We start from the raw sequence: 19,923 nt of genomic DNA, 5'->3' as shown, positions 1-19,923 counted from the left end.
GAACGCATAAATTATGCGGTGACTTCGCGCCGCCCGCTGACCAGACGGACCGGAGTACCATCACCCAGATACAACCGCTCCCACACGATTTGCCCGGCGTTGATCCTGATTTGATCATGCACAGCCTCGGAAGTCAGAAACGCTTTGGGTGAAGGCGAATGCAAATCCCACCAGCCATCTTTCTGCAGTTCTGCTTCGGCTTGCCTGATCTCATCCGTTGCAAATTGCCAAAGCGAAACGCCCAGCAAGGCGCGCTGTGAGGTCTTCCAATCCCGCGCCCGGCTGCCCGAATAAGCAAGGCAGGTATGGCTGGCCTCTTCGACAAGGTGCAAGCACTCTGCCGAATGAACGACCAGACGTTTCAGCGCAGAATCCTGCACCCGAACCGGCCCCAACGCTGCAAAAACGGACTGTTGAATATGCGGCGATGGCGTTTGACCCCCGTTTTCCCACCGGGAAATCGTGGTTTGGTCGACTTCAATCAGATCTGCGAGGGCGGATTGCTTAAGTCCAACCGACCGCCGCAACCGCTTCAACCGTTTACCAAAGGCGGGAAAACCGATGGAAACGGCTGCGGTCTTTGTATTCGGCGCGGCACTCACTCGGCTGGTTCGGGCTCGTCAATCTGAGCCACCCGCGCACCGGATTTGTTCGAGGTCACGACGCCCAGCGACTTGAGCTTGCGGTGCAAGGCGCTGCGCTCCATGCCGACAAAACTGGCCGTGCGGCTTATGTTGCCACCAAACCGATTGATCTGGGTCAGCAAATATTCACGCTCGAACGCTTCGCGCGCCTCACGCAGCGGCAGCGTCGCCAGTGCGCCAGACAGTACCACGCGCCCGGACTCGTCGGATTTCTCTTCTTCGTTGGGCAACTCGCGGGCCTCGATCGGGCCAGTGCTATCGCCTAGGATCAGCACCCGCTCAATCAGGTTCTTCAGCTGACGCACATTGCCCGGCCATGTCATCGTTTGTAGCAAAGCAATAGCCTCATCCGACAGCTCGCGCATCGGCAGACCCTGTGTATCGTTGCACATCTCGATGAAATGTTGCGCCAGAACCGGGATGTCCTCTCGCCGTTCCTCCAGCGAGGGAACCGCAATCGGCACCACATTCAGCCGGTGATACAGTTCTTCGCGGAACCGTTCGGCGGCGATCTCTTCTTCCAGATCGCGGTTGGTCGAGGAAATGACCCGCAGATCAACCCGCACCTTGTCAGAGCCACCGACACGCTGGAATTGCTGATCAACCAACACGCGAAGAATCTTGGACTGCGTCCCCAGCGGCATGTCAGCGACTTCGTCGAAGTAGACAACGCCGCCATGCGCCTCTTCCAGCAGGCCTGACTCGATTCCGCGCTCAGACGATTCTCGTCCGAACAGAACTTCTTCAACCCTCTCAGGTTCAATCCCCGCACAATTGACCGTCACAAATGGGGCATTCGCCCGGTTGGAATGGGCATGGATATAGCGCGCGGCAATTTCCTTGCCCGACCCAGCCGGCCCGCTGAGCATAACCCGGCCATTCGACTTTGTTACCTTATCCAACTGCCCCTGCATCGCTCGGAACGACGCAGAATTGCCAATCATGTCTGAACAGCTGACTTCCTGCCGCTTCAGCGAGGCATTCTCGCGACGCAGGCGCGAGGTTTCCATCGCACGGCGGATCACCACCATCAACTGGTCAATGTTAAAGGGCTTTTCGATAAAGTCGTAAGCCCCCTGCTTGATAGCCGCCACCGCAATCTCGATATTGCCATGTCCGGAAATGATCACCACCGGAACATCCGGGTTGTCCCGTTTTACAGCTTTCAGGATGTCGATCCCGTCCATTCGGCTGTCTTTCAGCCAGATATCCAAGATCAACAGTCCGGGAGGTTCAGCATTGATCGACGACATGCACTCGTCCGAGTTTGCCGCCAACCGGGTGGAATAGCCTTCGTCCTCCAGAATGTCGGACACCAATTCGCGAATATCGCGTTCGTCATCTACGATCAGAATGTCGCTCATCTTTGGCCTGCTTTCAGTTTGTTTGTTTTAATCGCCTGTTTTTCCGGCGCATTTGTCGGGCCGCCTGAGGCCCCGGGTAGACGAATGACAGCCATTGCGCCGAAATGGTCCTGTCCGTCGAATGTGGGCGCGTCTTCCAATGTCAGCGCTCCGCCATGTTCTTCGATGATCTTCTTTACGATGGGCAGGCCAAGGCCTGTGCCTTCGTCACGCGTAGTCACATAAGGTTCGAACAGCCGTGCCCTGTCCTCAGGCAGACCGATGCCATTGTCCGCAATGGTGATCTGCGTTCCTGCATCGTCAGTGGAGACTACGACTTTGATCTGAGGTTTCAGATTGTCCGGTGCGCCTTTTTCTTTCAGCGTTTCAATAGCCTCGCCCGCGTTCTTGATCAGGTTCGTCAACGCTTGGCTCAACATGGTCGAATCCACATCCGCCAAAATGGGCTGTTCAGGTAAGTCCGCATCGATCTGAACATCAGGCTGACCCGCCTGCTGCAACAGAACCGCCTCACGCACTAGCGTCACGATATTCTCTTCGCGCCGTTCCGGTTCAGGCATGCGTGCGAATTTCGAGAACTCATCAACAATCCGCCGCAGATCATTGGTCTGCCTCACGATCACGTCGGTCATCGATTCCAGGCTATCGCAATCGTCCTCGTCCAGCTTGCGCGAGAATTTGCGCTTGATCCGCTCGGCGCTCAGTTGGATCGGTGTCAGCGGATTCTTGATCTCATGCGCAATGCGACGGGCCACATCGCCCCAGGCCGCCATGCGCTGCGCGCTTACCAGATCGGTCACGTCATCAAAGGCCACAACGTAGCCTTCCAGCCTTCCATCCTCGCCACGCCGCGTCGCCATGCGTACCAGTAAGTTCTCCAACCGGCCTTTGCGGGTTACCTTGATCTCCCCCTGAACCGCCTCTTGCCCGCTGTCCTTAAGGGCTTCGAACAAAGGCAAAAATTCGGGAACAGCGATACCGATAGCCAGGTTCTGCTCTCCACCAGACCAGCCCAGAAGACGTTCCGCGGATCGGTTCACGAAGGTCACACAGCCCTCTGAATCAACGCCAACGACACCGGATGTCACCGAGCTTAGAACTGAATCAAATAGCCGCCTTCGACGTTCGATATGGCGAGTATTTTCCAACAGCGTGTCGCGCTGCCCCTTCAACTGACGAGTCATCTGGTTGAAGTAGCGGCCCAGCATCGCGATTTCGTCGTCGCTGGCCTCTTCGATGACCTGAACACTAAGATCACCAGCACCAACGCGTTGCGCCGCCGTTGTCAGCCGTCCGACAGGGCGAGAAAGGCGTTCGGCGAACCACATGCCCAGCGACATCGCGGCCAGAATCAGGATCACAGCAAAGCCGAGATACAGAAGGCCGAATTCGAACAGGACCCTGCCCCGCTCGCTTTCCAGTTGGCTGTAGAACTGTGCTGTCTCTTTGGTTTCATCAAGCAAGGTCAGAAGCTGCCCATCAACCTCGCGACTGACATAAAGATACCGGTCAAGATAGGCATGCAAAGGAACAAGCGCGCGGAATTCGCTGTTCTCCCAATCGGCAATGATGGCCACGCCCTGATCATTGGCCTCGATCATCTCTTCGGGAGTTGGTGCCTCGTAGTCGAACAGGTAGGACCGATCACCGCGCGATCGGATTTCGGCGCTGCCATCGATCACATAGGCCTCGCGCAAACCGCGTTGTATCTGGGCCTGCCCCTGGGCCAGAACCTCTCGCAATTCGGCGTCTGAGACAAAATAATCCAACGATCGCGCGTTATCGAGGAAACGCGCCAGAATAACCGCATCCTGCGTCAGGCCCTCGCGGTGTTCCTGTTCGTAAGCTTCGGCCGCAGTCAGTGACGACCCAACCACCTGCCGCACACGGTCCGAGAACCAACCTTCAAGGCCGATATTCACCGTCAGCCCGGCGAAAATCGCCACCGTGACCGTCGGCACCAGAGCCAACAGCGTGAAAGCGCCGATCAGGCGCAGGTGAAGACGGGAGCCCGCAGATTTCGCGCGACGTGCGGCGATCAGACTGAACAATTGGCCCAACACCAGCGCAGCTACGACCAGCACGTAGACCAGATCAGCCAACAAAATCAGCCGCAGTGTCGGTGCCGCCGCGCCAAGATCAAAAGGGCCAATGACGAGATAGGTTGCAAGCGCCAGAACCGGGCCCAGTATAACCAATCCCAATGTACTGAAATTGCGCATCCTCCGGGACTTGCGCCACCGGTTAATCGATAGGATCGGCCCGTTCTGTGCCCGGGTTGCCACCGTCTGCCCTCATTCTGATGTGCCGCTTCCGCGGCTTACCGCCATATATCGTGGTCGTTACCGGGGTCTAACCCGAATGCCACTGTTTGTGTGGCGATATTACATCAGTTTGCGACGGCGTGTCACCTGAATATCGAGGTCAGTAATCTTTTTCCGCAGCGTATTCCGGTTAATCCCCAGGAGATCAGCACATTTTGCCTGATTTCCACCAGTCGCATCCAGCGCGATTTCGATCAACGGTGCCTCGACCTCGCGTAGAATACGTTGATAGAGGCCGGGGGGCGGCAGGATGTTTCCGTGCAGATCAAAATACCGGCGCAGGTGACGACCAACCGAAGATGACAGCTTCTCACGCTCGCCATCACCCAGAACTGGTTCGGCCTCGGGCTGGCTACCCAGCACCATCTCTACTTCGGTGCGCGAGATTTCATCAGAACGGCTGGTTAGGCCAAGACGCCGGATCGCATTTTCAAGCTGTCGGACATTGCCGGGCCAGGAGTACCGGCGCACCAACTCAACCGCTTCGGGGCTGAGGCGACGCTGCGCGCCGCTTTCCCGCTCCTCCCGCGCCAGAAAGTGATCGGTCAGCAAGGTGATATCATCAACCCGTTCGCGCAACGCAGGCACGTGGATCGTCGCACCGCAGAGACGGTAATAGAGATCTTGCCGCACGCGACCGCTTTCCATCGCGTCGGTCAGATCTGATTGACTTGTGGCCATGAAACGCGGCACGTGATCGCCCGGCGTGTCCATCATGCGTACGATACGGGCCTGAATCTCATCATCAATATCGGCAATTTCATCGATCAGCAGCGTACCACCACGTACGCGCGCCATAACCCGTGCCGGGCCTTCCAAATCGCTCAGATCGGCAACAGTCACGGTGACAAAGGGCAGTGTCCTTCGGTCAGAGAAATCGTGGATAGCGCGTGCTATCAGAGATTTACCCGTCCCACTTTCACCAGAAATCATCACAGACAGATCCGTGTTCATCACCCGGGCGACCAGACGATAAAGCGCCTGCATCACGGGGGTGCGCCCAACCAGCGGCAGTTCATCAGGGCGGTCTTCGCTGGCCATCACCGGCTCAGCCTGTACCCGCTGCTTTTGATCCAGCGCCCTCGCGGTGCGCTTCATCAGATCGGGCAAATCGAAAGGCTTTGGCAGATAATCGTAAGCTTCGGCCTCAGCCGCCTGAATGGCTGTCATGATGGTGTTCTGGGCCGAGATCACGATGACCGGCAAACCGGGACGGTCCTGCGCGATCTTTGGCAGCATCTCCAACCCGTTTCCATCCGGCATTACCACATCCGAGATCACAACGTCGCCCTTGCCTTCGGCTACCCAGCGCATCAGCGTGGTCAGCGAAGATGTCGCGTGAACCTTGCACCCCGCCCGCGTCAGGGCCTGTGTCAGAACCGTGCGGATCGTGCGGTCGTCATCAGCAACCAGAACTGTGCCATCCATCAGATGCTCTCCTTTTCATACGCGTCGTTCGGTGCACGCCGCAGGGACAGTCGAAAACTAGTGCGTCCGGGCACAGATTCAGCCGAAATCCAGCCGTCGTGGTCGGAAACGATCTTACTGACCAGCGCCAGCCCAAGCCCTGTGCCGTTCTCCTTGCCCGACACGAAGGGGTCGAAAATATCACTGCGAATATTTTCCGGCAGGCCCGGCCCATCATCAATAATCTCGATCTGCAGAGGCAGCGAATGACCCGAACCGTCACTGCGCCGCAGTCGGAATGAATGCTCAAAATAGGTACGCAGCCGGATTGTACCGTTGCCATCAGCAGCTTCCGAAGCGTTTTTGAGCAAGTTCAGAACCACCTGCAGGAACTGATCCGGGTCCCCATAGGCCAAGGGCAGCGAGGGGTCGTAATCCTCGATAATCGTCATATGCGCGCCAAAACCCAACAGCGCTGACCTGCGAGCGCGATCCAGTACATCGTGGATATTGACCGGTTTGAAATCGGGTTGAGACAGGTTGCCGAACTGTTCTACCTGCTCCAACAACTTCACGATGCGGCGGCTTTCCTCAACGATAAGGTCAGTGAGCTCAAGATCTTGCTGCGAAATATTCATGCTGAGCAATTGCGCCGCACCGGTGATCCCTGCCAAAGGGTTCTTGATCTCATGCGCCAGCATCTCGGCCATACCAATCGCAGACTGCGCTGCCGATTTCACAGTGTTGCCACGGGTCATCCGACCGGCCAGTTCGCGCGGCGAGATGATCATGATCATTGAACCGGGATGCCCCATCAGCGGCGCGATTTGCAGCGCACATTGTAGCGGCGCGCGATTGCCCGACCCAACGTCCACATCGTTCACGAACAGCGGTGTACCTTGTTGACGCGCGCGCAGAAACGCCTCTTCCAACGGCGCGTCAACCGCGAGTTGATCCCAGACCGGGTGTCCAATCACTGCCTTGCGGGAGGCGTTCAGAAACCCCTCACCCGAGGAGTTGACGTCCGATATCCGATCTTCGGCATCGATAATGAACGCCGGAACCGGAAGCGAGGTCCAGATGCTCTGGTCAGAGGTCATGCTGCTGCCTCCGCCGTGCCACTCAGCGCATCTGCCAAAAGCCGTAACACCTCATCGGTGTCGCGGGATGTCAGGACAGCCCGCCGCAAGGTGGCGGGTGTTCCGGCCTCATCCATGTACCAACCGAGATGTTTGCGTGCGACGCGCAGGCCCAGATCGGTACCGTAGAACTCCAGCATCGCCAGATAGTGGCCACGCACCATCTCGATCAGTTCAGTGCCCGTGGGAATGGTTGGCGAAGCAGCGCCATAGAGATCATGGCAAATCTGCGCCAGCAGCCAGGGCTTGCCCTGCGCCCCACGACCTATCATGACGCCATCGGCCCCGGACTGATTCAGCGCGATTTGCGCGGCCTCGGTATCGACGATGTCACCGTTTGCGATGACAGGGATCGAGACGGCTTCTTTCACCGCCCGGATCGCCCGCCAATCTGCCCGGCCTTTATAGAATTGACAGCGCGTACGCCCATGGATGGTCACCATCCGGATGCCTGCGTCCTGCGCCCGCCGCGCCACATCCGGTGCGTTCAACAGATTGTCATCCCAGCCTAGCCGCGTTTTCAGCGTAACAGGCACATCAACTGCACCCACAACGGCCTCGATCAGCGTCAGTGCATGGTCCGGAGTTTTCAACAAAGCCGAACCGGAATAGCCATTGGTTACCTTCTTTGCTGGGCAACCCATATTGATATCGATCACGCGCGCGCCCCGGTCAGCGACTTGCCGGGCGGCCTCGGCCATCCAATGCGCCTCGCGTCCGGCCAGTTGCACAGCGGTGTTTTCCACATCCGCCGACAGCTCGGCCCGTTCACGTACGCCTGGTTTGGCCTGTACCATCTCTTGGCTGGCGACCATTTCGCTGACAACCATCCCCGCGCCGAAGCGCATCACAAGGTCCCTAAAAGGCCGGTCGGTGATTCCGGCCATTGGCGCCAACAGCACCGGAGGGGTCAGATCCTTTTCAGCAAGACGCAGGGCCAATGTGCTTAATCCTTGAGCAGTTGCGCATTTGATATCGAAATTGCGGCATATGAACAATAAAACGGGAGCGTTCAAGCCCGCAAAATCATCATATGCTTATTTTTTAAGCAAATTGACGCGGGTGATTGCCTCTGCATTCACCGCCCCCTAAACAATGCCCCAATCAGGAGACCTTTCAGATGACCACAGCCGCCATCATCGTCGCCGCCGGGCGCGGCCAGCGCGCCGGTGGCGGAGTGCCCAAACAGTGGCGTGCCTTGGCTGGGCGGCGCGTGGCCGATTGGGCGATTGACCGCTTCGAAGGGTTGGTTGATCACGTCGTTTTGGTGCTGGCCGAAGAGGACACAGCCGTTTGGGAAGAATTCAGCGCGACAAACCTGATCCTTGCACCCGGCGGTGCAGACCGCGCCAGATCAGTGCGCAACGGGTTGCAGGCTTTGGAAGCGTACAGCGTTGAAAAGGTTTTGATACATGATGTCGCCCGACCCTGCGTCAGCGCTCGGATAATCGGCGATGTTCTGAAAGCACTCGACACGCATGCGGCAGCTGCTCCGGGCTTGGCCGTCACGGATGCGCTCTGGACAGGCGACGGTTCAGTGGTCACAGGAACGCAGGATCGATCCGGCCTTTACGCTGCGCAGACACCGCAGGGATTTCATTATGGCACAATCACCGCCGCCCATTCAGCCCATCCCGGAGGTGCAGCGGATGATGTAGAAGTCGCGCGCGCTGCGGGAATCGAAGTCGCGATTATTCCGGGCGATGCGGATAACCTGAAAATCACACGGCCCGAGGATTTCGCACGGGCCGAACGTACAATGGGTATGAATATGGATGTAAGGCTGGGCAACGGCTACGACGTGCACCGCTTTGGTGACGGAGATCACGTGATCCTCTGCGGTGTGAAGGTGCCGCACAATCGTGGGCTCCAAGGTCACTCCGATGCAGATGTGGGGATGCACGCGGTCACCGACGCGATCTATGGCGCCCTGGCGCGGGGTGATATCGGACAGCATTTTCCGCCCTCCGATCCGCAGTGGAAAGGTGCAGCGAGTGAATTTTTCCTGCGCCACGCAGTCGAATTGGCTGGGCAGTTGGGCTATGAGATCTCGAATGTCGACTGCACACTGGTCTGCGAATTTCCCAAGATCGGCCCTCATGCCGATACCATGCGTGCCGAAATGGCACGGATCATGGGCTTGCGCACCGATCAGGTCTCGGTCAAGGCCACCACATCCGAACGGCTGGGCTTTACCGGTCGCAGCGAAGGCATTGCCTCGCTCGCAACTGCCTGTCTGGTGAAGTCATGACAGCGGCTCGTCTAATCGGAACCGTCTGCGGCGTCGGTTACCTCCGCCCTGCCCCCGGCACCTGGGGATCGCTGGCTGCTTTGCCGCTGGCGTGGGTTCTGCATACGCTGGGTGGCTTCCCCTTGCTGGTCATCTCAACACTCGCGGTTTTCTTCGGGGGCCTGTGGGCCACGCTAGTGATGACAGCTGGACAAGATGACCACGACCCGTCCGAAATTGTCATTGATGAAGTCGCGGGCCAGTTCATCGCGATATGGGCGATTTCCTACCCGTCTTGGGCGCATGGGATCGACATCACAGCGCTCTGGCCCGGCTGGATCGCGGGTTTTCTCTTGTTCCGCCTCTTCGACATTACCAAACCCGGTCCCATTGGCTGGGCCGACCGGCGTGGAGATCCGATGGGTGTCATGCTGGATGATGTGATCGCAGGGGTCTTTGCAGCCATCGGTGTGGTCGTCCTCGCCGGTATCTCACATGGAGTGATGGGTCTATGACCGTTATCGAGCTGCTGGATCGCGCCAAGGCGCAGGGCATGATGATCGCCACTGCTGAAAGCTGTACCGGTGGTATGGTCGCCGCTGCACTGACTGACATCCCCGGCAGCTCTGCCGTGGTTGAGCGCGGCTTTGTCACCTACACCAACACCGCAAAGCAAGAGATGCTGGGTGTGCGCGCCGATACGCTTGAGACGTATGGCGCAGTTTCAGAAGAAGTCGCCCAAGAAATGGCCAATGGCGCCCTGCTGAATTCGCGGGCGCAGCTGGCGGTCTCGATCACCGGCATCGCGGGCCCCGGCGGGTCCGAACACAAACCCGAAGGCCGCGTTTGCTTTGGCCTCGCTGCACAGGGTCAACCGACCCGAACCGAGACCGTGGAATTCGGAGCACAGGGACGGGATAACGTACGTCGCGCTGCACGGGACCACGCTTTGACCCTTTTGAGCGACGCTCTTGCTGATCTGGCTCAGACCTAAGAAAACGTGCAACCTACAGCGCATCAATTCGAATACTGGGCGCTGAATACAGTTACTGCGCGGCAGCCTACACATTTGTGACGGCAATGGTGGTTGCGCTTCTTACCTCGCCTCGCATACACGTCGAAACCGAGATTGAAGGCACGGTCTTGCCGATTGCGGAAAGCGAGCCCGAGAAATGAGCAGTCAAGCCCACCTTGGCTGCTCTGCCCGCAAGGGCATCAAGCGGACCTCTTGGGGGTCCGCTTTTCTTTTGGCGTGCCCTCTCGACTCTGGGCCGGGGGTCAGGCTATCAGCCTGCGACACCCTTTCAGCCCAGAGGTTTGCGCCATGATCCCCAGTTCCTTCCCCGACAGCACCGAAATCGCCCGCCTGACCGCGCGGATGCTGCTGGAGATCAAAGCCGTACACTTTAATTCCCGCGAACCTTTCACGCTGGCCAGCGGTCTACCAAGCCCGACCTATATCGATTGCCGCAAGCTGATCTCGTACCCGCGCATCCGCTCAACTCTGATGGACTTCCTGACGGTTACCGTGATGCGCGACGCGGGGTTCGAAGCGTTTGACAATATCGCCGGTGGCGAAACAGCGGGTATTCCCTTCGCTGCAATGGTCGCCGAGCGCATGGCACTGCCAATGACCTATGTGCGGAAGAAACCCAAAGGCTACGGCCGGAACGCCCGCATCGAAGGCGCGATGAGCGAGGGTGAGCGGGTACTGCTGGTTGAAGACCTGACCACCGATGGAGGCTCAAAACTGTCCTTTGTCGACGCGATCCGCGAAACCGGTGCGACCTGTGGGCATACGGCTGTGATCTTCTATTATGGTATTTTCCCCGAAACCGAGAAAACGCTGGGCGATCACGGCGTAAAATTGCACTCGCTTTGTACTTGGTGGGATGTTTTGGCGGAAGCCAAAGCGCAAAATGCTTTTGACGAAGAGACGCTTGATGGCGTCGAGGCCTTCCTGAACGACCCGCGTGGTTGGCAGGACGCACATAAAAGCTGACGTTGCGCAAACTGTTTTCAGAATGGAAACACTGACCGCTGCGTCGATCGCTTCATCCACAAGATGTTGACGCAACCCTGCCTCATCCTTCAATATGATGGGGCAAAGAGATATGCACAGCATATCCCCAGAAAACATACAATTTGCGCCGACTCACAGGGCCGCGCTATGGCCTCTGTCCAGGGGACAAAGAGAACAGCAATGAACGAGATCAGCAGTATCGAGCAGGCCGCCGCACAGATTCAGAACCCAGAAACAATGCCGCACTCCATCGAGGCCGAGCAGCAGCTTCTGGGTGCGATTCTGACGAATAACGATCTGTATGATCGGGTCGCATCGATTATTGGGGCCGAGCATTTCTATGATCCGGTTCATGCGCGCATCTACGAAGTCGCGTCGACCCGTATCGCTAAAAATGCGCTGGCTTCACCCGTCACGCTGAAGTCTTTCATGGCCGAGGATGAGGGCCTGAAGGAACTGGGTGGTCCGGCCTATCTGGTCAAGCTTGCCGGTGCCTCAATCAGTGCCTTTGCGGTGCATGACTACGCCCAGATGATCTACGACCTCGCCATTCGGCGCGAGCTAATCCGGCTGGGCCGGGACATTTCAGACAAGGCGGCGCGGGTCGATGTCAGCAGCGAGCCCAAAGAACAGATCGTCGAGGCCGAGCAACAGCTTTATCAGTTATCCGAGCAGGGCCAGACCGAACAGGGTTTTCAATCCTTCCTCAAGGCGGTCACAGAAGCCGTCAACGTCACCAACGAGGCGTACCAACGCGGTGGCGGCATGGCGGGGATTTCCACCGGTCTGGCCGATCTCGACAAGCAATTGGGTGGCCTGCACCCGTCCGACCTGATCATTTTGGCCGGGCGTCCGTCGATGGGTAAGACATCGCTGGCAACAAACGTGGCATTTAACGTGGCCAAGGCCTACAAGCGCGGCACCAAGCCGGACGGCTCTGAAGGTGCGATCGACGGCGGTGTGGTTGGGTTCTTTTCACTCGAAATGAGCGCCGAGCAACTAGCGGGCCGGGTTCTGGCCGAGGCTTCTGAGATCTCCAGTCACAAAATCCGCCAGGGCGACATGACCGAGTCCGAGTTCCGCCGCTTCGTGGACGCCGCGAAAGAACTGGAAGCCTGCCCGCTGTTCATTGATGACACCCCCGCCCTGCCAATCTCGCAACTCGCTGCCCGTGCACGGCGGCTGAAGCGGACGCACGGGCTGGATTTGCTGGTGATCGACTACCTTCAGCTCTGCCGCGGAATGGCCGACAACCGCGTCAACGAAATCGCCGAGATTTCGATGGGCATGAAAGCCATCGCCAAGGAACTCAACATCCCGGTCATCGCATTGTCACAGCTCAGCCGACAGGTAGAAAGCCGTGACGACAAACGCCCGCAGCTGTCTGACCTGCGGGAATCGGGCTCGATCGAACAGGATGCCGACGTTGTGATGTTCGTGTTCCGCGAGGAATACTACAAGGAACGCGAAAAACCCGGCGATCACGAGTTGGAAAAGATGGAAGAGTGGAAACAGGCCATGGAGCGCCTGCATGGCAAGGCCGAGGTCATCGTCGGCAAGCAGCGCCACGGCCCCATCGGCACGGTAGAGCTGTCGTTCGAAGCTCAGTTCACCCGATTTGGCAATCTGGTCAAACCCTGGCAACAGGATAGCCAAATCGAGGGTTATTGATTCCTTGACCTGCCCGGTCCGATGTGTACGGATCGGGCCATGCAAGCTTGTCTCAATCCCCTACCCCGGCGCGTGATTCTGGCGCGTCATTTCGGGCATCGCCGCAAACGCTTTGCGGGATAGACCGGGGGCATTTTTGTCCCTGCAATATTCCCCCTATAAGCGAGAGAGACATGACTGAATTCACAGAGATCCCCGTTATTCGTCTGGGTGCACGCCCTGATGAGGAAATCGCGGCCGAGTTTCGTTCGGCCTACGGCACGACTGGTTTCGGCTATATCGAAGATCACGGAATAGACCCGCAGCTGATGCGCGATGTGTTCGAAGCCTCAAAACAGTTTCACGCGCTGCCGCTGGATCAAAAGCTGGCAATCGCAGTCGACCACACGCATCGCGGATACATCGCCATCAACACATCGACAGATGTGAACTCAACACTGGCCGATGTAACAAAACCCAACCAATCCGCCAGCTTCATGATGATGCGCGAGGATGCTGGCGTTGATCCCGATATCTACCTCTCGGGTCCAAACCGATGGCCTGATCTACCGGATTTTCGCGACACCCTGGAAACCTACGTTAAGGCTATGTCGGCCCTTGGACGCAGATTGATGCATATCGCGCTGATCGCTTGTGACGCGCAGGATTTCTCGATCCTTTCCGCCTTTGATGAGCCTACATTCTGGCTGCGTCTGCTTCACTATCCTCCGCAAGCAAAGACCAGCCCCGATGATCTATTCGGCTCGGCCCCGCACACTGATTTCGGATGCCTTACGCTGCTTGCTCAAGATCAGGTGGGCGGCTTGCAGGTCAAAACACCGTCAAGGCATTGGGTTGACGTTCCGTCCCGTCCCGACGCTTTTGTCGTCAATGTCGGGGATATGCTGCACCGGATGTCGAACGGCCGCCTGCTTTCGACGCCGCATCGGGTCATCAACCGTTCGGGCCGTGAACGATATAGCGTTCCGTTCTTTTTTGATCCTCATGTCAGCACAATCATCGAACCCCTACCCGGGACCGGCCAACCTCAGTTTAGCCCCTTATTATTTGCGGATTTCCTGCGTTCCGAGCTGGAAGCGGCCTATGAGGCGCATAAACCCGCCAAGAATTAAGGTGCTCCCCCTTGACCTGGGCCAATCCTATGTGATGAACGGCGTTTATGAGTACCGCACATCTGACGATAAATCTGCACGCGCTCGCCCAGAACTGGCAGGCGCTTGACGCAATGACCCAGGTTGAAACCGGCGCAGTGGTCAAAGCTGACGCTTACGGGTTAGGTGCCGGTCCGGTCGCCTCTGCGCTGGCTGAGGAAGGCGTTGCAAAATTCTTCGTCGCCGTTGCCGAGGAAGGCGTGGCCGTGCGTGAGGCTGTGGGCCCCGGCCCGCTGGTTGCGGTGTTTTCCGGACATATGGAGGGTGACACGGATCTGCTGCGCCAGCATGATCTGACGCCGTTGATCAACTCGCCCGAACAATTCAAGCGTCATCGTCAGGCCCTGCCCGATCATGGCTTTGGTATCCAGCTCGACAGCGGTATGAATCGCCTTGGGCTTGAGCCCGCGGACTGGGCCGAACTGCGGCACGAAGCTCTTGCCCTGGACCCGCTGGTCGTGATGTCGCATTTGGCCTGCGGGGATGAGCCTGAACACCCTATGAACCGCCAACAGTTGAACACGTTCAAACAGATGACCGATGGCGTCGACGCGCCGCGCTCGCTTGCGGCGACGGGTGGTACTCTGATGGGGCCGGAATTCCACTTTGACTTTTGCCGCCCAGGGATTGGCCTGTACGGCGGGATGCCCTTTGCCGGGGCCAAGCCGGTCGTCACCGTCGATATGCCGGTGATTCAAGTGCGCGACGTCGCCGTGGGCGAGACCGTCGGCTACGGCAACAGCTGGAGCGCGCGCCGCCCGTCGAAGATTGCGACCGTTGCGGCCGGTTATGCCGATGGGCTGCATCGCGCCATTGGGGGCGGCATCGATACATTCTCTGGTGATCAGCCCTGCCCGGTGGTAGGACGTATCTCGATGGACCTGATCACCGTGGATGTGACTGACTTGCCGTATAAACCTGATCGCCTGCGTATCCTGAACGGGCACCAAACCGTCGATGATCTGGCCGAAGCCGCTGGCACCATCGGCTATGAAATTCTGACCTCGCTCGGCAGTCGCTTTTCACGGGGCTACGTGGAATGAACCCCGTTTCATTGCTGGGTGAGCTGGGGCGTTCTATCCTGACCATGCTCGCTGCGTTTGGCCGCGTCGCGCTGTTCGCGCTCGACGCGGTTTCGCACATATTTCGACCACCGTTTTATCCGCGCGAGTTCGGCATCGCCCTGCTGAATATCGGCTGGTTGTCCCTGCCCGTGGTCGGCCTGACCGCCATCTTCACCGGCGGCGCGTTGGCGCTGCAGATCTACGCAGGCGGCGCGCGTTTCAACGCCGAGGCCGTGGTGCCCCAGATCGTCGCCATAGGCATGGTGCGAGAGCTTGGCCCGGTGCTGGTCGGCCTGATGATCGCCGCCCGCGTGACGTCTTCGATCGCCGCCGAGATTGCGACGATGAAAGTGACCGAGCAGATCGACGCTCTGGTCACATTGTCCACCCATCCGATGAAGTACCTCACCGCCCCACGCGTGCTGGCCGCCCTGATCACGGTTCCAGCGCTGGTCGGGGTTGGAGATATCATCGGCATCGCAGGCGGCTACACCGTGGCCACGCAAAATCTGGGCTTCAACCCGGCGGCCTATCTGAAAAACACCGTCGATTTCCTTGAATTGCGCGACATCGTTTCGTCACTGGTCAAAGGCGCTGCCTTCGGCGTGATCGCCGCCATTATGGGTTGCTATTACGGCATGTCCTCGGGCCGCGGCGCGCAGGGCGTGGGCCGCGCCACCAAGGGCTCGGTCGAGGCTGCTGCTGTGCTGATCCTCGCCGCCAATTTCGTTCTTACAGGGGTGTTCTTCTCGCTATGATCCGGATGGAGAACGTACATAAGGCCTTTGACGACAACCACGTCCTGCAAGGCATGAACCTTGAGATCCCCAAGGGCACCTCGATGGTCATCATCGGCGGTTCTGGAACTGGCAAATCCGTGGCGTTGAAATGTATCCTCGGCCTGATCAAACCCGACAGCGGCATGATCTACGTCGACGGCAAAGACGCCGCGAAAGGCGACCGCGATGCGTTTCTGGCCCGCTTTGGTATGCTGTTTCAGGGCGCGGCGCTGTTCGACTCGCTGCCCGTCTGGCAAAACGTCGCCTTCCGCCTGCTGCGCGGCTCGTTGAAACGCCCCGCTGATGAAGCCCGCGAAATCGCCATCGAGAAACTGCGCCGCGTGGGCCTGAAATCCAACGTTGCTGACCGGTTCCCGGCCGAGCTGTCGGGCGGCATGCAAAAACGCGTCGGCCTCGCCCGCGCCATCGCCGCCGAGCCCGAGATCATCTTTTTCGATGAGCCTACCACCGGCCTCGACCCCATCATGTCCGGCGTCATCAACGACCTGATCCGCGAAATCGTGACCGAGATGGGCGCCACCGCGATGACCATCACCCACGACATGAGCTCGGTCCGCGCGATTGCCGACAACGTCGCCATGCTGCACGGAGGCGTGATCCAGTGGACCGGCCCGGTCGGCCAGATGGACGCCTCGGGCGATCCTTATGTGGAGCAGTTCATCAGCGGCAGTGCCGAGGGGCCGATTGAGGCGGTGCGTTAAGCTCTCTCCGCCTCACGATCCTGCTTTAACTGATCATACGCGCGCTTAGCGTAGTCACAGCGCAATAGATATTGCCCTGCGCTTATCACAAAGTCGGGGGTTTGAATGCGTATTGCATCAAACACTTGGCGAAGATGTGTTCCGGAAACCGGGATGTAGCCGGGATCTTCGCCAGAAAACCTGTTGAATAGACGGCCACCAAACCATACCGCTCTTCTTCGTGCGCGATCCGTTTCGTAAAGTCGGAAATGCAAAACACCGAAAAGCTGCTCTCGGTCAAACGGTAATCTGTCTGCTGCAACACTCCCAGCAGAAAAGACAACATTCAAACCTCCTGTTATCGCTGCAGAGGTTCCTTTGCTCAACGCGGATGGGCCGTTTACGATCTTTATTATTGGGTCAGACACTGCAATCTAAAGCTGATTAATTTATGACTTGCCTAACCTTACACTCAACTCAAGCGACGGCAACTCAGAACTTGCCGCAGATACCTCCACTCATTAAGTATTCAATTGCCTTACCAAAATCTTGTTCATGACCCTCCGCCTCGCCACCCTATCCCTCCTGATCCTCTACCCCATCGCGTGGTTCGCCCCGCTGATGCGCGCCGGCCTGCTGCCGATATTCGGCCTCAGCGAAATAAGCGTCATCACCGGCCTCCAATCATTGTGGAAATCCGACATCTTCCTCGCGCTGGTTGTCACCATCTTCGCCCTCTTCGCGCCCTACATCAAAACCATCGGCACCGCTCTGATCCAATGGAACCTGCTGGACCCGCGCGTCCAGCCCGCGCTCAACATCCTCGGCAAGCTGGCGATGGCCGATATCTTCCTCATCGCGCTCTACATCACGCTGGCCAAAGGCATCTCATACGCCACCATCGAAACCGCATGGGGTCTCTACCTGTTCACCGGCTGCATTCTGGCCTCGCTGGCCTTGGGCCATATTACAGAGATGACATTTGGATCACGAAAACCTCAGACCTAATTGATTGAAAACAGATTTCTGAGTATCATCTTTATATTTCGAGCAGTAAATTTTGTAGTTTTCGGGTCCGTAGCGGATCACCTCGCGTCTGTTTAACCTTCCGCTTCGGCCCGGTTTTTGTACCGGTTGAAGAAGGAGAACGACGATCATGGCCGCCCTCCACACAATAACATTGCAATTTCAGAATACCTTATTAAGGCTCACTTTTTTCCTGATCTGCGCCGCAGCATTGTTCGCGGTGACGACCACCATTTTATCCGCGTTTGGCATCCTGCCCTGGCTCTCGTTGCAGGCCGGTCTCAGCAACGGTGCAACAATTGACGCAGGCATCTATATCCAAATCGGATTAACCGCCCTGATCCTGATGCTGGTCTTCTATCTGCCATCGAACGCCCGCATGATGGCGCTTGAAAACACCCATCGTAAGTTCACAATGAATATGCAGGACGTGGCCGGGGCCTATCAGGTCGCCCATGCCGCCGACCGCAGCGGCGCCTTTGCGCTGGCCTCCGAATTCGACGCGGTGAAAGAGCGTATGGCCTTCCTGCGCGATCACCCCGATTTGCAGGGGCTCGAACCGCAGGTGCTGGAACTGGCTGCTCAGATGAGCCAGATCAGTCAGGACCTGGCCGAGACCTATGGGGACACAAAGGTCGAACGCGCCCGCACCTTCCTGCGGCAACGTCAGGAAGAGGTCGAGCAATTTCAGCGCCGGATCGAAGAAGCTCAGATCATCCAGCATGAACTGCGCCAATGGACCCGCGATATAGAAATCGAAGAATCCATCGCCAAATCCCAGCTCGCGCGCCTCAGGGACGAATTGTTTGACCTGCTGCCCGAGCTGTCGGCGCAATTGCAATCTTCGACCGACGAATCCAAACCTGCCAGCGTCGTCGCGATGACCCCGCCGCGCGCCGCGGAATAGGCGCGTCTAGCGCCCGCAGCGGACGATGGCCCGCAGGGCCTGAGGACGTGGCGCGCCACCGGCGGTGAGGAAAGCCCGCAAGGGCTTGAAGAACCGCCCTTCCTCGGGCACCAAGGGCGACATGGCAAAGACACAATCCTTCACCTGCTCCGCCTGCGGTGCCTCACATACACGATGGTCGGGCCGCTGCGACGGCTGCGGCGAGTGGAACACCATCGTTCAGGAAGCCCCGCTCTCGGCTGGACCAGCCAAGAAATCCCTCGGCGGCAAACGCGGCCAGTCAATCGCGCTCACCGACCTCTCGACCGAAGAAACACCCCCGCCCCGCACCCTCTGCGGTGTTGAAGAATTGGACCGTGTCCTCGGCGGCGGCCTTGTCCCTGCATCGGCGCTGCTGGTGGGCGGTGACCCCGGCATTGGCAAATCGACCCTCTTACTGCAAGCTGCAGCACGTTTTGCCCGCAAAGGTGTCAAAACCATCTACGTCTCGGGCGAGGAGGCCAGCGCACAGGTTAGGATGCGCGCGCGCCGGTTAGGTCTGGAAGAGTCGCCGGTGCAATTGGCGGCTGAAACCAACCTTCGGGACATCCTCACGACGCTAGAGGCAGAAAAACCCGGCCTCGCCATCATCGACTCGATCCAGACGATGTGGGCCGACAATGTCGACAGCGCGCCGGGCTCGGTGTCGCAGGTGCGCGCCGCAGCGCATGAGCTGACGACATTTGCAAAACGCCACGGCGTATCGATCATCATGGTTGGCCACGTCACCAAAGAAGGCCAGATCGCTGGACCCCGTGTAGTCGAACATATGGTCGACACCGTGCTTTACTTCGAAGGCGAACGCGGGCACCAGTTCCGCATCCTGCGCGCCGTTAAGAACCGCTTTGGCCCAGCGGATGAGATTGGCGTCTTCGAAATGACCGGCAAAGGGCTGGCGCAAGTCACCAACCCCTCGGCCCTGTTCCTATCGGAACGCGGTAAGCCCAGCCCAGGTTCCGCCGTATTCGCAGGTATCGAAGGCACCCGCCCCGTGCTGGTCGAATTGCAAGCACTGGTGGCGCCGTCCCCCCATTCCCAGCCCCGCCGCACAGTTGTCGGATGGGATAGCGGGCGGCTCGCCATGATCCTTGCAGTGCTCGAAGCACGCTGCGGCATCCCCTTTGCCGGGCTCGATGTCTATCTGAACGTCGCCGGAGGGCTGAAAGTCAGCGAACCCGCCGCTGACCTCGCCGTTGCTGCTGCACTGCTCAGCGCTCGTGAAGACACCGCCCTGCCTGCCGATACGGTCGTTTTCGGAGAAATCTCGCTATCCGGGGCACTTAGACCAGCCCCGCAGACCGAAAACAGGTTGAAAGAAGCGCAAAAACTTGGTTTCACAGCGGCAATTGCTCCGGCAGGTGGCAAAACTGGCACTGTGGCAGGTCTGACACTCACCCGACCCTCTGATTTGGTGGGGTTTGTTGGCGAAACCTTCGGAGCAGGGTAAAGTCGCG

Annotated in this window: 19 protein-coding genes; 12 read left to right on the top strand and 7 right to left on the bottom strand. The window is 58.5% G+C overall.

Going from position 1 to position 19,923, the window contains the following annotated elements; translation table 11 throughout:
- Positions 1 to 11: 11 nt before the first annotated feature.
- The 6 genes from ACR0DE_RS10455 to dusB all read right to left on the bottom strand — a co-directional run bounded on the left by ACR0DE_RS10455 (position 12) and on the right by dusB (position 7,765).
- Complete coding sequence (locus ACR0DE_RS10455) at positions 12 to 602, bottom strand: helix-turn-helix transcriptional regulator (protein WP_480753049.1); 591 nt, start codon at positions 600 to 602, stop codon at positions 12 to 14.
- The gene (gene ntrX / locus ACR0DE_RS10450; RefSeq protein WP_170396856.1) at positions 599 to 2,008 is read right to left on the bottom strand and encodes a nitrogen assimilation response regulator NtrX; all 1,410 of its coding nucleotides are present in this window, start codon (positions 2,006 to 2,008) and stop codon (positions 599 to 601) included. The genes ACR0DE_RS10455 and ntrX overlap by 4 nt, the downstream gene beginning before the upstream one ends.
- The gene (locus tag ACR0DE_RS10445) at positions 2,005 to 4,230 is read right to left on the bottom strand and encodes a sensor histidine kinase NtrY-like (RefSeq protein ID WP_480753785.1); all 2,226 of its coding nucleotides are present in this window, start codon (positions 4,228 to 4,230) and stop codon (positions 2,005 to 2,007) included. The genes ntrX and ACR0DE_RS10445 overlap by 4 nt, the downstream gene beginning before the upstream one ends.
- Before the next feature lie 162 nt (positions 4,231 to 4,392).
- Complete coding sequence (locus ACR0DE_RS10440) at positions 4,393 to 5,760, bottom strand: response regulator (RefSeq protein WP_480753047.1); 1,368 nt, start codon at positions 5,758 to 5,760, stop codon at positions 4,393 to 4,395.
- Entirely contained in the window at positions 5,760 to 6,839 is a 1,080-nt protein-coding gene (locus tag ACR0DE_RS10435; protein ID WP_170396849.1) for a two-component system sensor histidine kinase NtrB, read from the bottom strand. The genes ACR0DE_RS10440 and ACR0DE_RS10435 overlap by 1 nt, the downstream gene beginning before the upstream one ends.
- Positions 6,836 to 7,765, bottom strand: coding sequence for a tRNA dihydrouridine synthase DusB (gene dusB, locus ACR0DE_RS10430; protein ID WP_480753782.1), 930 nt, complete (start codon positions 7,763 to 7,765; stop codon positions 6,836 to 6,838). The genes ACR0DE_RS10435 and dusB overlap by 4 nt, the downstream gene beginning before the upstream one ends.
- Before the next feature lie 233 nt (positions 7,766 to 7,998).
- Between dusB and ACR0DE_RS10425 the strand changes: the two genes are divergently transcribed.
- From ACR0DE_RS10425 to ACR0DE_RS10385, 9 genes are all read left to right on the top strand, one after another.
- Complete coding sequence (locus ACR0DE_RS10425) at positions 7,999 to 9,129, top strand: bifunctional 2-C-methyl-D-erythritol 4-phosphate cytidylyltransferase/2-C-methyl-D-erythritol 2,4-cyclodiphosphate synthase (protein ID WP_480753044.1); 1,131 nt, start codon at positions 7,999 to 8,001, stop codon at positions 9,127 to 9,129.
- Entirely contained in the window at positions 9,126 to 9,623 is a 498-nt protein-coding gene (locus ACR0DE_RS10420) for a phosphatidylglycerophosphatase A family protein (RefSeq protein ID WP_480753042.1), read from the top strand. Before ACR0DE_RS10425 ends, ACR0DE_RS10420 begins: the two co-directional genes overlap by 4 nt.
- Positions 9,620 to 10,102, top strand: a complete 483-nt coding sequence (locus tag ACR0DE_RS10415) for a CinA family protein (protein WP_480753039.1) — start codon at positions 9,620 to 9,622, stop codon at positions 10,100 to 10,102. The genes ACR0DE_RS10420 and ACR0DE_RS10415 overlap by 4 nt, the downstream gene beginning before the upstream one ends.
- Positions 10,103 to 10,432: 330 nt before the next feature.
- Positions 10,433 to 11,110 carry an orotate phosphoribosyltransferase gene (locus ACR0DE_RS10410; protein WP_170646217.1) on the top strand — a complete coding sequence of 226 codons (678 nt, stop codon included), beginning with the start codon at positions 10,433 to 10,435 and terminating at the stop codon, positions 11,108 to 11,110.
- A gap of 201 nt (positions 11,111 to 11,311) precedes the next feature.
- Positions 11,312 to 12,802: a replicative DNA helicase gene (locus tag ACR0DE_RS10405; protein WP_170421945.1), complete on the top strand. Its 1,491-nt coding sequence runs from the start codon at positions 11,312 to 11,314 to the stop codon at positions 12,800 to 12,802.
- Positions 12,803 to 12,975: 173 nt separating this feature from the next.
- Positions 12,976 to 13,914: an isopenicillin N synthase family oxygenase gene (locus ACR0DE_RS10400; protein ID WP_170396835.1), complete on the top strand. Its 939-nt coding sequence runs from the start codon at positions 12,976 to 12,978 to the stop codon at positions 13,912 to 13,914.
- A 47-nt stretch (positions 13,915 to 13,961) separates the two neighbouring features.
- Entirely contained in the window at positions 13,962 to 14,996 is a 1,035-nt protein-coding gene (gene alr / locus ACR0DE_RS10395) for an alanine racemase (protein WP_480753033.1), read from the top strand.
- Positions 14,993 to 15,775 carry an MlaE family ABC transporter permease gene (locus tag ACR0DE_RS10390; protein WP_170646218.1) on the top strand — a complete coding sequence of 261 codons (783 nt, stop codon included), beginning with the start codon at positions 14,993 to 14,995 and terminating at the stop codon, positions 15,773 to 15,775. Before alr ends, ACR0DE_RS10390 begins: the two co-directional genes overlap by 4 nt.
- Positions 15,772 to 16,518, top strand: a complete 747-nt coding sequence (locus ACR0DE_RS10385; RefSeq protein ID WP_170396829.1) for an ATP-binding cassette domain-containing protein — start codon at positions 15,772 to 15,774, stop codon at positions 16,516 to 16,518. Before ACR0DE_RS10390 ends, ACR0DE_RS10385 begins: the two co-directional genes overlap by 4 nt.
- Before the next feature lie 85 nt (positions 16,519 to 16,603).
- Here the strand turns inward: ACR0DE_RS10385 and ACR0DE_RS10380 are convergent, their stop codons facing one another.
- A complete protein-coding gene (locus tag ACR0DE_RS10380; protein ID WP_480753026.1) occupies positions 16,604 to 16,843 on the bottom strand; it encodes a hypothetical protein in 240 nt (79 codons plus the stop codon).
- Between the two features lie 209 nt (positions 16,844 to 17,052).
- On the opposite strand from ACR0DE_RS10380, the gene ACR0DE_RS10375 reads away from it, so the two are divergent.
- From ACR0DE_RS10375 to radA, 3 genes are all read left to right on the top strand, one after another.
- Positions 17,053 to 17,505: a paraquat-inducible protein A gene (locus ACR0DE_RS10375; RefSeq protein WP_480753024.1), complete on the top strand. Its 453-nt coding sequence runs from the start codon at positions 17,053 to 17,055 to the stop codon at positions 17,503 to 17,505.
- Between the two features lie 148 nt (positions 17,506 to 17,653).
- Positions 17,654 to 18,430, top strand: coding sequence for a DNA repair protein (locus ACR0DE_RS10370; protein ID WP_480753022.1), 777 nt, complete (start codon positions 17,654 to 17,656; stop codon positions 18,428 to 18,430).
- Between the two features lie 121 nt (positions 18,431 to 18,551).
- Positions 18,552 to 19,916 carry a DNA repair protein RadA gene (gene radA / locus ACR0DE_RS10365; protein ID WP_170406458.1) on the top strand — a complete coding sequence of 455 codons (1,365 nt, stop codon included), beginning with the start codon at positions 18,552 to 18,554 and terminating at the stop codon, positions 19,914 to 19,916.
- The last annotated feature ends 7 nt before the right edge of the window (positions 19,917 to 19,923 follow it).

This window comes from Ruegeria sp. C10 (assembly GCF_056537805.1).
The sequence above is the reverse complement of the archived record's forward strand: the minus strand, read 5'-3'. Positions and strand labels throughout refer to the sequence as shown.

Coding starts and splice junctions, on each gene's coding strand:
- ntrX (WP_170396856.1), bottom strand. CDS start 2,008: ATGAGCGACATTCTGATCGTAGATGACGAACGCGATATTCGCGAATTG.
- ACR0DE_RS10445 (WP_480753785.1), bottom strand. CDS start 4,230: ATGCGCAATTTCAGTACATTGGGATTGGTTATACTGGGCCCGGTTCTG.
- ACR0DE_RS10440 (WP_480753047.1), bottom strand. CDS start 5,760: ATGGATGGCACAGTTCTGGTTGCTGATGACGACCGCACGATCCGCACG.
- ACR0DE_RS10435 (WP_170396849.1), bottom strand. CDS start 6,839: ATGACCTCTGACCAGAGCATCTGGACCTCGCTTCCGGTTCCGGCGTTC.
- dusB (WP_480753782.1), bottom strand. CDS start 7,765: ATGGCCGGAATCACCGACCGGCCTTTTAGGGACCTTGTGATGCGCTTC.
- ACR0DE_RS10425 (WP_480753044.1), top strand. CDS start 7,999: ATGACCACAGCCGCCATCATCGTCGCCGCCGGGCGCGGCCAGCGCGCC.
- ACR0DE_RS10420 (WP_480753042.1), top strand. CDS start 9,126: ATGACAGCGGCTCGTCTAATCGGAACCGTCTGCGGCGTCGGTTACCTC.
- ACR0DE_RS10415 (WP_480753039.1), top strand. CDS start 9,620: ATGACCGTTATCGAGCTGCTGGATCGCGCCAAGGCGCAGGGCATGATG.
- ACR0DE_RS10410 (WP_170646217.1), top strand. CDS start 10,433: ATGATCCCCAGTTCCTTCCCCGACAGCACCGAAATCGCCCGCCTGACC.
- ACR0DE_RS10405 (WP_170421945.1), top strand. CDS start 11,312: ATGAACGAGATCAGCAGTATCGAGCAGGCCGCCGCACAGATTCAGAAC.
- ACR0DE_RS10400 (WP_170396835.1), top strand. CDS start 12,976: ATGACTGAATTCACAGAGATCCCCGTTATTCGTCTGGGTGCACGCCCT.
- alr (WP_480753033.1), top strand. CDS start 13,962: ATGAGTACCGCACATCTGACGATAAATCTGCACGCGCTCGCCCAGAAC.
- ACR0DE_RS10390 (WP_170646218.1), top strand. CDS start 14,993: ATGAACCCCGTTTCATTGCTGGGTGAGCTGGGGCGTTCTATCCTGACC.
- ACR0DE_RS10385 (WP_170396829.1), top strand. CDS start 15,772: ATGATCCGGATGGAGAACGTACATAAGGCCTTTGACGACAACCACGTC.
- ACR0DE_RS10380 (WP_480753026.1), bottom strand. CDS start 16,843: ATGTTGTCTTTTCTGCTGGGAGTGTTGCAGCAGACAGATTACCGTTTG.
- ACR0DE_RS10375 (WP_480753024.1), top strand. CDS start 17,053: ATGACCCTCCGCCTCGCCACCCTATCCCTCCTGATCCTCTACCCCATC.
- ACR0DE_RS10370 (WP_480753022.1), top strand. CDS start 17,654: ATGGCCGCCCTCCACACAATAACATTGCAATTTCAGAATACCTTATTA.
- radA (WP_170406458.1), top strand. CDS start 18,552: ATGGCAAAGACACAATCCTTCACCTGCTCCGCCTGCGGTGCCTCACAT.